We start from the raw sequence: 15,329 nt of genomic DNA on the forward strand, positions 1-15,329 counted from the left end.
GGCAACGCATAGATTTGGAATTGAAGGAACGAAAAAATGGCTAACACTCAATCGGTGGGCAAGATCGTTCAGTGCATCGGCGCCGTCGTGGACGTGGAGTTCCCGCGCGACCAGATGCCGAAGGTGTTCGACGCTCTGAAGATGGAAGGCTCGGCCCTGACGCTGGAAGTGCAGCAGCAGCTGGGCGACGGCGTGGTGCGCACCATCGCGCTGGGCTCGTCCGACGGCCTGCGCCGCGGCACCGAGGTCTACAACACCGGCGACATGATCAAGGTCCCCGTGGGTCAAGCGACCCTGGGCCGCATCATGGACGTGCTGGGCAACCCGATCGACGAGCGCGGTGACGTCTCGAGCGCTCAGACGGCCCCGATCCACCGCAAGGCCCCGGCCTACGACGAGCTGAGCCCGTCGCAGGAGCTGCTGGAAACCGGCATCAAGGTGATCGACCTGATCTGCCCCTTCGCCAAGGGCGGCAAGGTGGGTCTGTTCGGCGGCGCCGGCGTGGGCAAGACCGTCAACATGATGGAGCTGATCAACAACATCGCCAAGGCTCACTCGGGTCTGTCGGTGTTCGCTGGTGTCGGCGAGCGTACCCGCGAGGGCAACGACTTCTATCACGAGATGTCGGATGCGGGCGTCGTGAACCAGGAGGACCTGAGCAAGTCGAAGGTCGCCATGGTCTACGGCCAGATGAACGAGCCCCCGGGCAACCGTCTGCGCGTCGCGCTGACCGGCCTGACGATGGCCGAGTCCTTCCGTGACGAAGGCCGTGACGTGCTGTTCTTCGTGGACAACATCTACCGCTACACGCTGGCCGGCACGGAAGTGTCCGCGCTGCTGGGTCGCATGCCGTCCGCGGTGGGCTACCAGCCGACGCTGGCCGAGGAAATGGGCCGTCTGCAAGAGCGGATCACGTCGACCAAGGTCGGCTCGATCACCTCGATCCAGGCCGTGTACGTCCCTGCGGACGACCTGACCGACCCGTCTCCCGCCACGACCTTCGCCCACTTGGACGCCACTGTCGTGCTGTCGCGTGACATCGCGTCGCTAGGCATCTACCCGGCCGTGGACCCGCTGGACTCGACCTCGCGTCAGATCGACCCGAACGTGATCGGCGAAGAGCACTACACGACGACCCGCGCGGTGCAGTCGGTGCTGCAGCGCTACAAGGAACTGCGCGACATCATCGCGATCCTGGGCATGGACGAGCTGTCTCCGGAAGACAAGCAGGCCGTGGCCCGCGCTCGCAAGATCCAGCGTTTCCTGTCGCAGCCGTTCCACGTCGCGGAAGTCTTCACCGGCGCGCCCGGCAAGTACGTCCCGCTGAAGGAAACCATCCGCGGCTTCAAGATGATCGTCAACGGCGAGTGTGATCACCTGCCGGAGCAGGCCTTCTACATGGTCGGCACGATTGATGAGGCTTTCGAGAAGGCCAAGAAGATCCAGTAAAGAGCCCTCGACGGAGTGCCGCGCGAGCGGCGCTCCATCGAACTCCGAACGGACTTCTCACTTCTCGATTAAGGAAACGCAATGGCAACCATCCACGTGAACGTGGTCTCGGCGGAAGAGCAGATCTTCTCGGGCGAGGCGAGCTTCGTGGCGCTGCCGGGCGAAGGCGGTGAGCTGGGCATCATGCCCAAGCACACCCCGCTGATCACCCGCATCAAGCCGGGCGCCGTGCGCATCAAGCGCCCGGACGGCGAAGAGGAATTCGTCTTCGTCGCCGGCGGCCTGCTGGAAGTGCAGCCCGACGTCGTGACCGTCCTGGCCGACACCGCGATCCGCGGCAAGGACCTGGACGAGGCCCGCGCCGAAGCCGCCAAGAAGGCGGCCGAGGACGCGATGAAGAACGCCAAGAGCGACATCGACTTCGCCAAGGCGCAAAGCGAGTTCGCGGCCATGGCCGCGCAGATCGCCGCGCTGCGGAAGTTCCGCGCCAAGCGCTGAACCCCGCCCGCGCGGAGTGGACTCGCGACGGCGAGCCCGCTCCCGCGACGACAATCGACGGCAGGCCGTGCACCCCGCACGCCTGCCGTTTCTCATTTGCGCCGCCGGATCGGCCTGCGGCCCGCCACCACCAGCATGAGCACTCCGATCTCCATCACCCGTCACCAGGGCCTTGAGGCCATCGAACTCCGCGCCCCGGACGGCGCCCGCGCGACGCTGCTGCTGCACGGCGCGCATCTGGTGTCCTGGATCCCCGCCGGCGCCGACGAGCAGCTCTATCTGTCCCCCAAGAGCGCCTTCGCGACGGGCCAGGCCGTGCGCGGCGGCGTGCCGGTGATCTTTCCGCAGTTTGCGACCCGCGGCCCGTTGCAGCGCCACGGCTTCGCGCGCGGCAAGCCCTGGCAGCTGGTGAGCGCCGAGTCGGGCAAGGATGACGCGCTGGCCGTGCTGCGCCTGACCGACGACGGCGCCACCCGCATGGTCTGGCCGCACGCCTTCGAAGCCGAGATCAGCGTCCGCATCTCCGGCCGCGCGCTGGAAATGGAGCTCGCCTGCGAGAACCGCGGCGACGCACCGCTGTCCTTCACCGCCGCGCTGCACACCTATCTGCGGCTGACGCAATACATGTCGGCCTCGCTGCAGGGGCTGTCGGGCCTGGCCTACTGGGACTCGACCATCGAGCGCGCCGGCACGCAGCATGAGGACCTGCTGCGCCTGGATGGGGAGATGGACCGCATCTATCAGGACATCAGGCATGACCTGACCCTGCGTGACGGCGAACGCCGCCTGGCCATCTGGCAGCAGGGCTTCGCCGACGCCGTGATCTGGAATCCCGGCCAGGAGAAGGGCGACGCGCTCGTGGACATGCCGCAGGGCGGTTGGAAGGAGATGCTCTGCGTCGAGGCCGCGCAGGCGCTGCGCCCGATCGAGCTCGCACCCGGGGAGACCTGGGCCGGTCTGCAGACCATCGTCTTGCTCTGAGCTTCCCGAGTTAAGCTGCCCCGTCCACCACCGACGGAGCCAGCATGGGCGACAAGAAGTCCGACAAGCGCGCGAAGCAGAGCAAGCTCTCCAAGGCCGATTACTACGACCGTCTGCTCCCGCTCCAGGTCGAGCTCAACAACCTGGCCCGCTGGCTGCAGCACACCGGCAAGCGCCTGCTGATCCTGGTCGAAGGGCGCGACACCGCCGGCAAAGGCGGCGTGATCAGCGCGATTTCGGAGACGCTCAATCCGCGCCAGTGCCGGACCGTCGCGCTGGGCAAGCCCAGCGAGCGCGAGCTCGGCCAGTGGTACTTCCAGCGCTACGTCCAGCACCTGCCCGCCGCCGGCGAGATCGTGCTCTTCGACCGCAGCTGGTACAACCGCGCCGGCGTCGAGTCCGTCATGGGCTTCAGCACGCCCGAGCAGGTCGACGCCTTCCTCAAGCAGGTCCCCACCTTCGAGCGCCTGCTCGTCGACGACGGCCTGCTGCTGTTCAAGTACTGGCTGACCGTTGACCAGGCCCTCCAGGAGGAGCGCTTCGCCGAACGCGCCATCGATCCGCTCAAGCGCTGGAAGCTGTCGCCCATCGACCTGGAATCGCGCGAGCATTACGAGGACTACGGCCGCGCCCGCGACCGCATGCTCGAAGCGACACACAGCAAGCACACGCCCTGGACCCTGGTCGACTTCAACGATCAGCGTCGCGGCCGGCTCACGCTGATCCGCCATCTGTTGGACCACCTGCCCGATGTGAGCGTCCCGCCCAAGGAGATCGAGTTTCCGCCGCTCACCCGCAAGGCGAAGAAAGAGCATTTCGGCTGGAAGCTCAAGCCGATCGATCCGGCGGTGTGATCGCCCTCGGCTCGGCTCGGCTCGGCGATTGGATCGGCGGCAAGGGCCGCCCTCAGATCACGACGACCGCGTCCGGCAGCTCGTTGCGCGGCGGCGCCGACGGATCGGGCGGGAAGTGCTCGGCGAGCAGGCCCTCGACCGCCCGCACCGCTTGGATGAGGCCCTGCTCGAACTGACCGGCCTTGAGGGAGCGCCCCAGCCCGTCGACGACCGCGTGCCATTGCGCCGCGTCCACACGCCGGTTCAGGCCGCGGTCCGCGACGATCTCGATCGCGTGCTCGGCCAGCAGCAGATAGATCAGCACGCCGTTGTTGCGCTCCGTGTCCCAGACGCGCAGCTTGCCGAACAGCGCCAGCGCCCGCTCGCGCGCCGGCGCATGGCGCCAGAGATAGCTGATCGGTAGCGAGGCCTCGACACACAGGCGGATCTCGCCGCCGTGCTTGAGCTCGCTCTCGGTGACGCGCGCGGAGAGCCGCGCCAGCGCCGCTGCGGGCAGCACGCGCCGCACGTCGGCCTCATCCCAGAAGCGATGACGCAGGAAGCGACGAAGCCGCGCGATCACGCCGCGCTTGGCCGGCGCTTGCGGCGGCATCGGGGGATGCGATTGCGATTGCGGCGTGGAGTTCGTCATCACCAGTCTCCCGACGCGCCGCCGCCGCCAAAGTCGCCACCGCCGCCGGACGAGAACCCGCCGCCGTCGCTGCCGCCGCCACTCCAGCCGCCACCGCCTCCACCGCCGCCGCCCCAGATGATGGGCGGCACGACGCCGCCGCGGCCGTGGGCGCTGCGCCGGTAGTTCGAGTACGGGGAATTGGGATTGCTCCGGCGCGCCGCGCCGATGCCCAGCAAGCCGACGAGGATCAGCGAGCCGACTGCCGCGCCGATGCCCAGCAGCAGGCTGCCGCTGAGCGTCCAGCCGACGGCGCCGGCGCCCATGCCGGTGACGACGCTGCCGAGCTTGCGGCCCAACATGGCCGTCAGCAGCGCACCGGCCAGCGGCACGCCGATGAAGGCGAGCATCGCGATCTCACCGATGTCGATGCCGGGACCTCGCGCGGGCTTGGCGGTCTGTACCGGCGCGGGCAGGTGCTCGCCGCGGATGCGCGCCTGCAGCGAGTCCACCGCGCGATTCAAGCCGCCCGCGAAATCGCCGGCCTTGAACGCGGGGCCGATGTCGCGCTGGATGATCTGGCGCGCGGCCAGGTCCGGCACGGCGCCTTCCAGCGCCTTGGCGGTCTGGATGTTGACGCGTCTATCGTTCTTCGCGACGACGATCAGCAGCCCGTCGCCCACATCGCGCCGGCCGATCTTCCAGCTGTCGCCGACACGCTGGGCGTAAGCGGCGATGTCCTCCGGCGCCGTGGTCGGCACCATCAGGATCACGATCTGCGGACCCGCCTCGCGCTCAAACGCGGCGAGCTTGGTTTCGAGCGCCTGCTTCTGCGCCGCATTCAGCGTGCCGGTCTGATCGACGACGCGCCCGTTGAGCGCGGGCACCGCCTGCACGTCCTGCGCGCGCGCCCGCGGCACCAGGCCGCCGAGCATCAGCACGCCCAGCAGCATCAGCGCCCAGGTCCGCAGCAGCGCGCCGGCTGGCCGGTGCCAGGTCATGCGCGCGTCCTCAGCGCGAGGCCGGCGAGGCTGCCGGGGCAGGGGCCACGGGCGTCGGTGCCGTCGTCGCCGGAGCAGCCGGTTTGTCGAAATTGACCGTCGGGGGCGCGGAGATCTGCGCCTCGTTCTGCACGGTGAAGTTGGGCTTGACGTCGTAGCCGAACATCTTGGCCGTCAGGTTGCTCGGGAAGCGGCGCGTCAGCACGTTGTAGTCCTGCACCGCCTTGATGTAGCGGTTGCGGGCCACGGTGATTCGGTTCTCGGTGCCCTCCAGCTGCACGCGCAGATCCTGGAAGCCCTGGTTGGCCTTCAGGTTCGGATATTGCTCGCTGACGACCAGCAGCCGGCTCAGCGCGCCGGAGAGCTCGCCCTGCGCGGCCTGGAACTTCTGCAGCGCCGCCGGGTCGCGCGCCAGCTCGGGCGTGACCTGGATGCTGGTGGCCTTGGCGCGCGCCTCGACGACCTTGGTCAGGGTCTCCTGCTCGAAGCCGGCCTCGCCCTTGACCGTGTTGACGATGTTGGGGATCAGGTCGGCGCGGCGCTGGTACTGGCTCAGCACCTCGGACCAGCTGGCGTTGACCTGCTCGTCCAGGCTCTGGAATTCGTTGTAGCCGCAGCCGCTGAGCGCCAGCGGGGCGCCCACGATCAGCGCCGACGCCGCGAGCGCGCGGGTCGACGACAGCCAACGAGCGGCGACGGGCTTGGATGTCTTCAGGGTCGTGGTCATCGACGGGTCCTCCATGTGTGCCGGCATATGGTTGGCGGCACGGGCATTTTCAAGGGAACACCGGCTTGACCGCATCGATCTGCCGCCGCCGGGTGTCCGACGACCCCGAGGATAATCGCCGCCCATGAGCGCCCCTCTGAAAAACGACGTCTTCCTGCGCGCCTGTCTGCGCCAGCCCACCGACTACACGCCTGTCTGGCTGATGCGCCAGGCCGGCCGCTACCTGCCCGAGTACCGCGACACCCGCGCCAAGGCCGGCAGCTTCATGGGCCTGGCCACCAACAAGGACTACGCGACCGAGGTCACGCTGCAGCCGCTGGAGCGCTATCCGCTGGACGCGGCCATCCTCTTCAGCGACATCCTGACCGTGCCCGACGCGATGGGTCTGGGCCTGTCGTTCGCGCAGGGCGAGGGCCCGAAGTTCGAGAAGGTCGTGCGCGACGAGGCCGCGGTGAAGGCGCTGGCCGTGCCCGACATGGACAAGCTGCGCTACGTCTTCGACGCGGTCAGCTCGATCCGCCGCGCGCTGGACGGCCGCGTGCCGCTGATCGGTTTCTCCGGCAGCCCGTGGACCCTGGCCTGCTACATGGTCGAGGGCGGCGGCTCCGACGATTACCGCCAGGTCAAGAGCCTGATGTACGCGCGCCCGGATCTGATGCATCGCATCCTCGAGATCAACGCCGATGCTGTCGCCGCGTATCTGAACGCGCAGATCGAGGCGGGCGCCCAGGCGGTCATGATCTTCGACTCCTGGGGCGGCGTGCTGGCCGACGGCCAGTTCCAGCAGTTCAGCCTGGCCTACTCGCGCCGGGTGCTGGCGCAGCTGAAGTCCGAGCATGAGGGACAGCGCATCCCGCGCCTGCTCTTCACGAAGGGCGGCGGCCTGTGGCTGGAAGAGATCGCCGATGCCGGCGCCGATGTCGTCGGCCTGGACTGGACGGTCAATCTGGGGCGCGCCCGCGCGCAGCTGAACGACCGCGTCGCGCTGCAAGGCAACCTCGACCCCAACGTGCTGTTCGCGCCGCCGGCCGCGGTGCGCGAGCAGGCCCGCGCGGTGCTGGACAGCTTCGGCCATCCGCTGCGCGCGGACGGCCAGTGGGGCGGCCACGTCTTCAACCTGGGCCACGGCATCAGCCAGTTCACGCCGCCGGAAAGCGTCGCCGAGCTGGTCGACGAGGTGCACCGGCACTCTCGCGCACTGCGCGAGGCCGGGACCTCGAAAGCGGCTTGAGATCGGGCTGGGACTCGACGGGGATTCGGCTGGGAATGGGCGCCGATCTGGCCTTGTCCGAGCCCCGCGCCAGCGTGAAAAATGTTCGGCCCGATTCCAGTTATCCCCAAATCCGTGCTTGTCACCGAAATGCAGCACATGCGGTCGGCCGCCGCTAGGGCTTTCCCCGATGGGCGCGTAAGTGATTGATTTCAAAGGGGACTACAGGTTTCCCCGGAATTTGACGCCGGCGGGCCCACGCGGCGCCAATCGGCCCGGAGGCGGAAAACCCCGGGCGTTTCCCACAAAGTTATCCACAGACTGACGACCCCCGTCGTGAACACCCTTGGAAATCAGGCACTTGGCGCGGCTTCCTCATGCCGCGTGCGCGTCGCCGTGGAGGCGCCGCAGCACAGCGGCCTGACCGGGCCGCTGGATTACCTGGGGCCGCAAGACCTGACCCCGGGCACCCTGGTGCAGGTGACGCTGGGCTCGCGCGACGTGATGGGGCTGGTGTGGGATCCGCTGCCGCCCGGGCAAGTGGACGAGGACGACCTGCTCCCCGAATCGGAGTTGCGCCCGGTGGGCGAGGCGCTGGACGCGCTGCCGCCGCTCTCGTCGGCCTGGCGGCGTCTGCTGGACTTCGCGGCCAGCTATTACCAGCGCAGCGTGGGCGAGCTGGCCTTGTCGGTCCTGCCCAAGACGCTGCGAGAGTTGGACGGCGCCCAGCTGCAGGCGCGGCTGAAAAAGCTGGACAAGGCGGACGCCGCCGCCGCGAAGGCCGCCGCGGACGCGCCGCTGGCGGAGCCGGCTCGACCCGCGCTCACCGCGCAGCAGCAGCGGGCGCTGGACGCGCTCTCGGCCGAGGCCGCTTCCGCGTCGCCGATCCCCTCGCTGCTCTGGGGTTTGACCGGCAGCGGCAAGACCGAGATCTATCTGCGCGCCGCCGAGGCCGCCCTCGAACGCGGCCAGCAGGTGCTCGTCCTGGTGCCCGAGATCAATCTGACGCCGCAGCTGGAGGCGCGTTTCGCCGAACGCTTCGTCGGGCGCTCCATCGTCTCGCTGCACAGCGGGCTGACGCCGGTTCGGCGCCTGCAGAACTGGCTGGCCGCCCACCTGGGGCGCGCGCAGCTGGTGCTGGGGACGCGGCTGGCGGTGTTCGCGTCGATGCCGCGGTTGGGGTTGATCGTCGTCGACGAGGAACACGACCCGTCCTACAAGCAGCAGGACGGGGCGCGCTACTCGGCGCGCGATCTGGCCGTGTACCGCGGTCATCTGGAGAAGATCCCCGTGGTGCTGGGCTCGGCGACGCCGTCGCTGGAGAGCTGGCAGCACGCGCTGGGCGGCCGCTATCGGCGCGTGGACCTGACCGAACGCATCGGCGGCGGCGCACTGCCGCAGGTCCGGCTCTTCGACATGAACCGGCTCGAGCGCAAGAAGGGCGTGACCACGGCGCTGTCCGTGCCGCTGCTGGACGCGCTGCGCAAGCGGCTGGAGCGCGGGGAGCAGAGCCTGGTCTTCCTCAACCGCCGCGGCTATGCGCCCGTGCTGCATTGCGACCAGTGCAACTGGAAGAGCGACTGCCCGAACTGCAGCGCGCATCAGGTTTTCCACAAGGAGGACCGCACCCTGCGCTGCCACCATTGCGGCGTGTCGCAGCGGGTGCCGCGCGCCTGCCCGTCCTGCGGCAATCCCGACATCGCGCCGCTGGGTCGCGGCACCGAGCGGCTGGAGGAGCAGCTCGCCGCCGCGCTGCCGGGCGCTCGGGTGGCCCGCATCGACGCGGACACGACCAAGCTCAAGGGCAGCCTGGAAGAGCAGCTCGCGGCGGTGCATGAGGGCGAGGTCGACATCCTGGTCGGCACGCAGATGATCGCCAAGGGTCACGACTTCCGGCGCATCACGCTGGTGGCGGCGGTGAACCCGGACGATGCGCTGTTCAGCAGCGATTTCCGCGCGCCGGAGCGGCTGTTCTCGCTGCTGATGCAGGTCGGCGGTCGCGCCGGGCGCGACGCCGCCCAGGCCTCGACCAGCGAGATGTGGATCCAGACCTGGTACCCGGATCACCCGCTTTACCAGTCGCTGGGCCAGCACGACTACGAGGCCTTCGCCGGCGCGCTGCTGCGTGAGCGCACGACGGCCAATCTTCCGCCGTTCGCGCATCTGGCGTTGGTGCGGGCGGAGGGCCGGACCGTCGAGGCCGCGCGCGACTTCCTCGTCGCGGCGGAGCGGGCCGCGCGGGCGCTGCCGCTGTCGCTGGGGCTGGTGATCTATCCGCCGGTGCCGATGTCGATGGCGCGGGTGGCCAATGTCGAGCGCTTCCAGATGCTGATCGAGGCCGGCAACCGTACGCAGCTGCAGCGCTTCCTGCGCGAATGGATGCAGGATCTGCACGCGCTCAAGCGCCGTCAGAAGGGCCTGACGCGCTGGGCGGTGGACGTGGATCCGCTGGCGATCTGATCGATCGCTCAGAGCAGCTTGGCGAGCGCGTCCTCGAGCACCGGCCAAGCGGCGCGGACGGCCTCGTCGGCCGCGTCGGATCCGGCGGCAGCCTGTTGGGCGTCGAGCTCCAGCTGACGCGCGACCGCGGCCGCCTCGGTGTGACCCAGCGTCAGAAGCACACTCTTGAGGCTGTGGGCCAGATGGCGCAGCTTGTCGTGCTCACCGCGTTCCCAGGCCTTGCGGCCGTTGGCGATGTCGTTGGGGAACTGCACGCGTGCCCGGGCCAGGAAGGCCTGGTACAGCGCGGCGTTGCCGCCGAAGTACTGCTCGATCGCCGCCTGATGGATGGACGGCGTGGCGGCGCTGGGCGGCGCGTCGCGCAGACCGTCCAGGCAGGATTGCAGGTCCGCCAGCGAGCAGGGCTTGGACAGGAACCGCGTCACGCCCAGCGCTTCCAGCTGCTCGCGCACGGCGGGATTGATGCCGGCGCTGAAGACCGCCAGCCGCGCCCCGGCGCGGAGTTCCGGCCGTTTGTGCAGCGTTTGCAGCAGATCCAGCCCGTGACGGCCCGGCAGCATCAGGTCGCTGATGACGAGATCGAAGCGTTGGGTCGCCAGCGCGAGCAGGGCTTCGTCGACGGAGATGCAGGCTTGCAGGCGGACGTCGTCCTCCTCCAGGGCCATCGCGACGAAACGCTGCAAGGTGGGGTCATCCTCCACCAGGAGGACGCGCACGCGGACCCCCATGTCAGGCGGCGGCCTGGGGCTGGCGGGCGCGGATACGCTGGATCGCGGCGCCCAACAGCGGCGGCAGATCGGTCACCAGACGCGGCTTGTGCACCAGCGGCAGGCCGGCCAGCGCGAAGGCGTAGGGCGCGCGCTGCTGCTCGTCCAGCGCGGTGACGAAGATCAGCTCGCTGCTCGCGAACTGCGGCTGCGAGCGCAGGCTGGTCACCAACGCCGCGCCGTCGATACCGGGCAGCAGGATGTCCACCAGCAGGATTTCGGGCTGCAGTTGCCCATACATGACGAGGCCACCGATCCCGTCGTTGGCGGTATGCAGGTCCAGGTCGGGATACTCCTGCTGGGCCAGCAGCGAGACCAGGTTCTGGTAATGGACGGAATCCTCGATCAGGAGCGCCTTGAGCCGGCGCGGCGATCCATCAAGCGGCGTCAGATCGGCCGGCTTGGTCGGCGCCAGCCCGCGCCCGGTCAGCCAGGCGTCCAGGGAGCTGCGCAAGATACGGCGATGGCCGCCCGGCGTGCGCCAGGCTTGCAGCTCGCCGCGGTCCACCATCAGCTGCACCGAGCGGACGGCCATGCCGAGGCGCTGCGCGACTTCGCGCGTGCTGAAATCCTCTTGCATATCGTCAGGGGTGCGGGCAATAGCAGTCATAGGTCGATTTTGCCGAATTTCCCAGATGTACAGGTGGGTGATCTCCCCATTTATAAGCGCTAAAACTGATATTCGGCGTGACAAACGACGGGCATTCGGAGTTCCCGCGAAGTGCGAGATACGGATCTCTGGTGCAATCCGGGGCCGAGGAGATGCGATGACCCTGTCTGTTCCCATGAGCGGCAAACGCCGCGCCGGCCTTTGGGGCCGCACGCGCGCGCCGGCGAGGCGGGCGTCGATCGCGTCGCTCACGGCGATCGCCACGGGAGCGATGGCCCTGATGCTCACGCTCACGCTCACGGGACCGGCGCGGGCCGAGCCGGCCAAGTCGGCAAAACCGGAGGCCGGACCGACGCTGCAGCGCATCCAGTCCGCCGGGGTGCTCCGGGTCTGCATCTGGCCCGAGTATTACGGCGTGACCTACCGCCATCCGCGCGACGAAACCCTCAGCGGCATCGACATCGACCTGTCCAACGAGTTGGCCAAGGAGCTGGGCGTGCGGCTGCGCTATGTCGAGTCCTCGTTCCCGCGCGTGGTCGCCGATCTGGACGGGGACCGCTGCGACGTGGCGATGTTCGCGGTCGGCGTGCTGCCGCAGCGGCGCGAGGCGCTGGCCTTCACCCAGCCCTATCTGCAGAGCGACATCTATGCCATCACCATGCGCGCCAGCCGCGTGGTCAAGCGCTGGGAGGACATCGATCAGGCCGGCGTCGTGGTGGCGGTGCAGGCCGGCACGTTCATGGAGCCGGTGATGCGCGCCGAACTGCGCCGCGCCAAGCTGCTGGTGGTGCATCCGCCGGGCACGCGCGAGCGGGAGCTGGAATCGGGCCGGGCCGATGTGTTCATGACCGACTATCCCTACAGCCGGCGGCTGTTGGACAACGCGGACTGGGCGACGCTGGTGGCGCCGCCCAAGCCCTTCCATGTGCTGCCCTATGCCTACGCGGTCAAGCGCGGCGACCCGGCCTGGCTGGCGCGGATGGACGATTTCGTCGCCCGCATCAAGCGCGACGGACGTCTGCGTGAAGCCGCCGCGCGCCATGGCCTGAGCGCCATCGTCGTGCCCTGAGACCGCGATGCTGGGTCCCGCCGTCCGATCGCTTCAACGCCTGCGCCGCGCCGCGCTGTGGGCGGGGGTGACGCTGACCCTGGGGACGCTGGCGGCGCTGGTCGGACCGGCCTGGGTCGGGCGTCAGGAGGCGATCGAGGAGGCGCGCACGCGCGGCGCGCTGCTGGCGCAGGTGCTGGAGGCCGATGCGAGCCGCACCATCGAGACGGCCTCCTTGTCGCTGCATGCGCTGGGCGACGGACTGGCGCGCGGCGCCGATGCGTCCGGTCATCGCGACGAGGAAGAGCACCTGGGCGAGCACTTCAATCATGTGCTGGTCGGGCTGCCGTTCATCCGCGCGGTGGCGCTGCTCGACGCGCGTGGCCGGGTGTTGACGAGTACCGATGCGCAGGACGTGGGGCTGGAGATCCCGCTCGACGACTTCGGCCGCTTGCCGGGACCGGATCGCGATCTGCTGCTGCCCTTGCGGCCCGGGCGCGGGCTGGCCGATCTGGCGCGCGGTCGTCAGCCGCGGGGCGCGACAGCGGTGAGCATGCTGCCGATGCTCTTGCAGCTGCCCGCGCCGCCGGATGCGCCGTCCAGCGCGGCCTCGTCGCCGGCCGGCGTCGTGCAGGGCCCGAGAGATCGCGATCCACGTTGGCTGCTGGCGCTGATCAATCCGGACGCCTTGGCGCAGGTGCAGCAGCGCGCGCTGCCGACGGGCCGCAGCGCGGCGTGGCTGGCGTCGACCGATGGGCAGCTGCTCGCGGCGATGGAGACCCTGCATCAGCTGCCCGGCCAACGGCTGGACGGCCACCCGGCCTTCGACGCACTGCGCCGCGGGCGCGAGCACGGCACCTACCTCGGCACCGGCGCGCTGCCGGGCGAACTGGTCGTCGCTTTCCGCGCGTCCAGCCGGCGGCCGCTGATCGTCGGCGTGGAGCAGTCGCTGGACGAGGTCCTCGCAGGCTGGCATGCGGGACTGCGCTGGCTGCTGCTGATCGGCGCGGTGGCGCTGGCGTTGATCGTGGCAGCGACCGCGACGGTGCGGCGCAGCCTGCAGGCGCGGGCCGAAGCGATGGAGGCGCTGGAGGGCGCGCATGAGCAGCTGGCCGATCGCGAGCGCGACATGCGGGTGCTGCTCAAGAGCGTGCAGGAGGTGATCTTCCGGACCAATCCCGGCGGGACGCTGACCTTCGTGAACGCGCGCTGGACGACCTTGCATCGCGGTCGCCCGGACGAGGCGGTGGGACGGCAGCTCGCCGATCTGGCCGAGCCCGCCGATCGCGAGGCGGTGGCCGCGCTCTTCGACGCCGATGACGGCGTGCGCGGTGTGGAGGCGACCATCCGCAACGGCGAGGGCGCGCCGCGCCGCTATCAGATCGCGGTGGTGCCGCTCAGGCGCGATGGCGAGCTGCTCGGCTATGCGGGCAGCGCGGTCGACATCACCGAGCGCTCGGCCGCGGAGCGGCTGACCCGTCAGGCGCGTGACGCGGCGGAGGAGAGCGCGCGCACGAAGGCGGAGTTCCTCGCCAACATCAGCCATGAGCTGCGCACGCCGCTGCAGTCCATCCTCGGCTTCTCGGAACTGGGCATCGCCCGCAGCGGCGAGCAGGAGCGACTGCGGGCGATGTTCGCGGACATCCACGGCTCGGGGCAGCGGATGCTGGCGCTGGTGAACGATCTGCTGGAGGCGGCCAAGCTCGACAGCAAGGTCGGGACGCTGGAGTTGCGTCCGCTGGATCTGCGCGAGCCGGTCGGCGCGGTGCTGCGGGAGCTCACGCCGCTGACCGCGAAGCGGCAGTTGAGCCTGGCGGTCGACATGCCCGAGGCGCTGCCCGCGCGCGCGGATCCGCTGCGGCTGCAGCAGGCGGTGCGGAATGTGCTGGCCAATGCGATCAAGTTCGCGCCGCAGGGTGGGACCATCGAGCTGCGCGGACGGCGCGAGCCGGACGGGGCGCTGCACCTGTGCGTCGCGGACCGCGGGCCGGGCATCCCGGAGGACGAGCTCGAGCGCATCTTCGATGCCTTCGTCCAGTCGAGCGCGACCAAGGACGGCTCCGGCGGGACCGGGCTGGGGCTGCCGATCAGCCGGCGCATCGTGGCGCTGCACGGCGGTCAGCTGTATGCGTCCAACCGTGAAGGTGGGGGGGCGGAGTTCCATTTGCTGCTGCCGCCGTGCGATGCTTCAACCTTGTCTCTGACGGACAGCTCAGGAGTCCAGGATGAAATGGGAAGGCCAGCGCGAGAGTGACAACGTCGAGGACGCGCGCGACGGAGGCGGCGGGGGCGGCGGCCTGCCGATCGGCGGACGCGGCATCGGCATCGGCGGCATCGTGGTGGCGCTGCTGGCGTCCTGGGCCTTCGGGATCAATCCGCTCACGGTGCTGAGCGCGCTGGACGGGAGCACCGTCCAGACCGCGCCGGGACCTCGCGAGGTCGCCCCGACCCATCCGCAGGATGAGCCGGCCCGCTTCGTGAGCGTGGTGCTGGCCGATACCGAGGACGTCTGGACCGGCATCTTCCGCGCCAACGGCCGCGACTATCAGGCGCCCACGCTGCGGCTCTTCACCGGACGCGAGGCGACGGCCTGCGGCACCGGCGCGGCGGCGATGGGGCCGTTCTACTGCCCCGGCGATTCCAAGGTCTACATCGACCTCAGCTTCTATCAGACGCTGCGGGATCGGCTGGGCGCGCCGGGTGACTTCGCGCAGGCCTACGTGATCGCGCATGAGGTCGGACATCACGTGCAGCATCTGCTCGGGATTTCCGACAAGGTCGACGCGGCGCGGCGCACCATGTCGGAAAAACAAGCCAATGCGGTCAGCGTGCGGGTCGAGCTTCAGGCCGACTGCTTCGCCGGAGTGTGGGCGCAGCATTCGCAGCAGTCCAAGGGCTGGCTGGAAGCCGGCGACATCGATGAGGCGCTCAATGCGGCCTCGCGCATCGGGGACGACACGCTGCAACGCGGCGCGGGACGGGCGGTGGTGCCGGAAAGCTTCACCCACGGCACCAGCGAGCAGCGCCAACGCTGGTTCAAGCGCGGGCTCTCCCAGGGCGATATGAGGGACTGCGATACCTTCTCGGTGAAGCAGCTGTGAGCGGTGGCCCCTT

General features: G+C 69.5%; 14 protein-coding genes. 9 read left to right on the plus strand and 5 right to left on the minus strand.

The features are described 5' to 3' along the window. Positions 1 to 36: 36 nt before the first annotated feature. The 4 genes from atpD (at position 37) to ppk2 (ending at position 3,782) form a co-directional block, all read left to right on the plus strand. Complete coding sequence (atpD, locus tag ABDW59_RS02750; RefSeq protein WP_067066410.1) at positions 37 to 1,449, plus strand: F0F1 ATP synthase subunit beta; 1,413 nt, start codon at positions 37 to 39, stop codon at positions 1,447 to 1,449. Between the two features lie 81 nt (positions 1,450 to 1,530). Then, positions 1,531 to 1,947, plus strand: coding sequence for a F0F1 ATP synthase subunit epsilon (locus ABDW59_RS02755; protein WP_067066411.1), 417 nt, complete (start codon positions 1,531 to 1,533; stop codon positions 1,945 to 1,947). Between the two features lie 135 nt (positions 1,948 to 2,082). After that, positions 2,083 to 2,928 carry a D-hexose-6-phosphate mutarotase gene (locus ABDW59_RS02760; protein ID WP_343627893.1) on the plus strand — a complete coding sequence of 282 codons (846 nt, stop codon included), beginning with the start codon at positions 2,083 to 2,085 and terminating at the stop codon, positions 2,926 to 2,928. Between the two features lie 44 nt (positions 2,929 to 2,972). Then, positions 2,973 to 3,782: a polyphosphate kinase 2 gene (ppk2, locus tag ABDW59_RS02765; RefSeq protein WP_343627894.1), complete on the plus strand. Its 810-nt coding sequence runs from the start codon at positions 2,973 to 2,975 to the stop codon at positions 3,780 to 3,782. A gap of 52 nt (positions 3,783 to 3,834) precedes the next feature. Here the strand turns inward: ppk2 and ABDW59_RS02770 are convergent, their stop codons facing one another. Genes ABDW59_RS02770 through ABDW59_RS02780 form a run of 3 tightly spaced genes read right to left on the minus strand, consistent with a single transcriptional unit; the run spans position 3,835 to position 6,120 of the window. After that, positions 3,835 to 4,374: a TPM domain-containing protein gene (locus ABDW59_RS02770; protein ID WP_343628002.1), complete on the minus strand. Its 540-nt coding sequence runs from the start codon at positions 4,372 to 4,374 to the stop codon at positions 3,835 to 3,837. Positions 4,375 to 4,412: 38 nt separating this feature from the next. After that, the gene (locus tag ABDW59_RS02775) at positions 4,413 to 5,393 is read right to left on the minus strand and encodes a TPM domain-containing protein (RefSeq protein ID WP_343627895.1); all 981 of its coding nucleotides are present in this window, start codon (positions 5,391 to 5,393) and stop codon (positions 4,413 to 4,415) included. A 10-nt stretch (positions 5,394 to 5,403) separates the two neighbouring features. After that, a complete protein-coding gene (locus ABDW59_RS02780) occupies positions 5,404 to 6,120 on the minus strand; it encodes a LemA family protein (protein ID WP_343627896.1) in 717 nt (238 codons plus the stop codon). 124 nt (positions 6,121 to 6,244) lie between these two features. On the opposite strand from ABDW59_RS02780, the gene hemE reads away from it, so the two are divergent. Together hemE and ABDW59_RS02790 are read left to right on the plus strand one after the other, a co-directional pair. Further along, positions 6,245 to 7,351 carry a uroporphyrinogen decarboxylase gene (gene hemE, locus ABDW59_RS02785; RefSeq protein ID WP_343627897.1) on the plus strand — a complete coding sequence of 369 codons (1,107 nt, stop codon included), beginning with the start codon at positions 6,245 to 6,247 and terminating at the stop codon, positions 7,349 to 7,351. 315 nt (positions 7,352 to 7,666) lie between these two features. Next, positions 7,667 to 9,790: a primosomal protein N' gene (locus ABDW59_RS02790; RefSeq protein WP_343627898.1), complete on the plus strand. Its 2,124-nt coding sequence runs from the start codon at positions 7,667 to 7,669 to the stop codon at positions 9,788 to 9,790. 8 nt (positions 9,791 to 9,798) lie between these two features. Here ABDW59_RS02790 and ABDW59_RS02795 read toward each other — a convergent pair whose 3' ends face one another. Then, positions 9,799 to 10,506 (minus strand): response regulator, encoded by a 708-nt coding sequence (locus ABDW59_RS02795; protein ID WP_343627899.1) that lies wholly within the window; start codon positions 10,504 to 10,506, stop codon positions 9,799 to 9,801. Positions 10,507 to 10,519: 13 nt separating this feature from the next. Further along, positions 10,520 to 11,137: a helix-turn-helix domain-containing protein gene (locus ABDW59_RS02800; RefSeq protein ID WP_343627900.1), complete on the minus strand. Its 618-nt coding sequence runs from the start codon at positions 11,135 to 11,137 to the stop codon at positions 10,520 to 10,522. A gap of 205 nt (positions 11,138 to 11,342) precedes the next feature. Between ABDW59_RS02800 and ABDW59_RS02805 the strand changes: the two genes are divergently transcribed. From ABDW59_RS02805 to ABDW59_RS02815, 3 genes are read left to right on the plus strand one after another with little or no spacing between them, the layout of a single operon-like run. Continuing rightward, positions 11,343 to 12,236, plus strand: a complete 894-nt coding sequence (locus tag ABDW59_RS02805) for an ABC transporter substrate-binding protein (protein ID WP_343627901.1) — start codon at positions 11,343 to 11,345, stop codon at positions 12,234 to 12,236. A gap of 7 nt (positions 12,237 to 12,243) precedes the next feature. Beyond that, the gene (locus ABDW59_RS02810; RefSeq protein ID WP_343627902.1) at positions 12,244 to 14,469 is read left to right on the plus strand and encodes an ATP-binding protein; all 2,226 of its coding nucleotides are present in this window, start codon (positions 12,244 to 12,246) and stop codon (positions 14,467 to 14,469) included. Further along, positions 14,441 to 15,316: a neutral zinc metallopeptidase gene (locus tag ABDW59_RS02815; protein WP_343627903.1), complete on the plus strand. Its 876-nt coding sequence runs from the start codon at positions 14,441 to 14,443 to the stop codon at positions 15,314 to 15,316. Before ABDW59_RS02810 ends, ABDW59_RS02815 begins: the two co-directional genes overlap by 29 nt. The last annotated feature ends 13 nt before the right edge of the window (positions 15,317 to 15,329 follow it).

Source organism: Roseateles sp., assembly GCF_039595295.1.
GTDB lineage: Bacteria > Pseudomonadota > Gammaproteobacteria > Burkholderiales > Burkholderiaceae_C > Roseateles.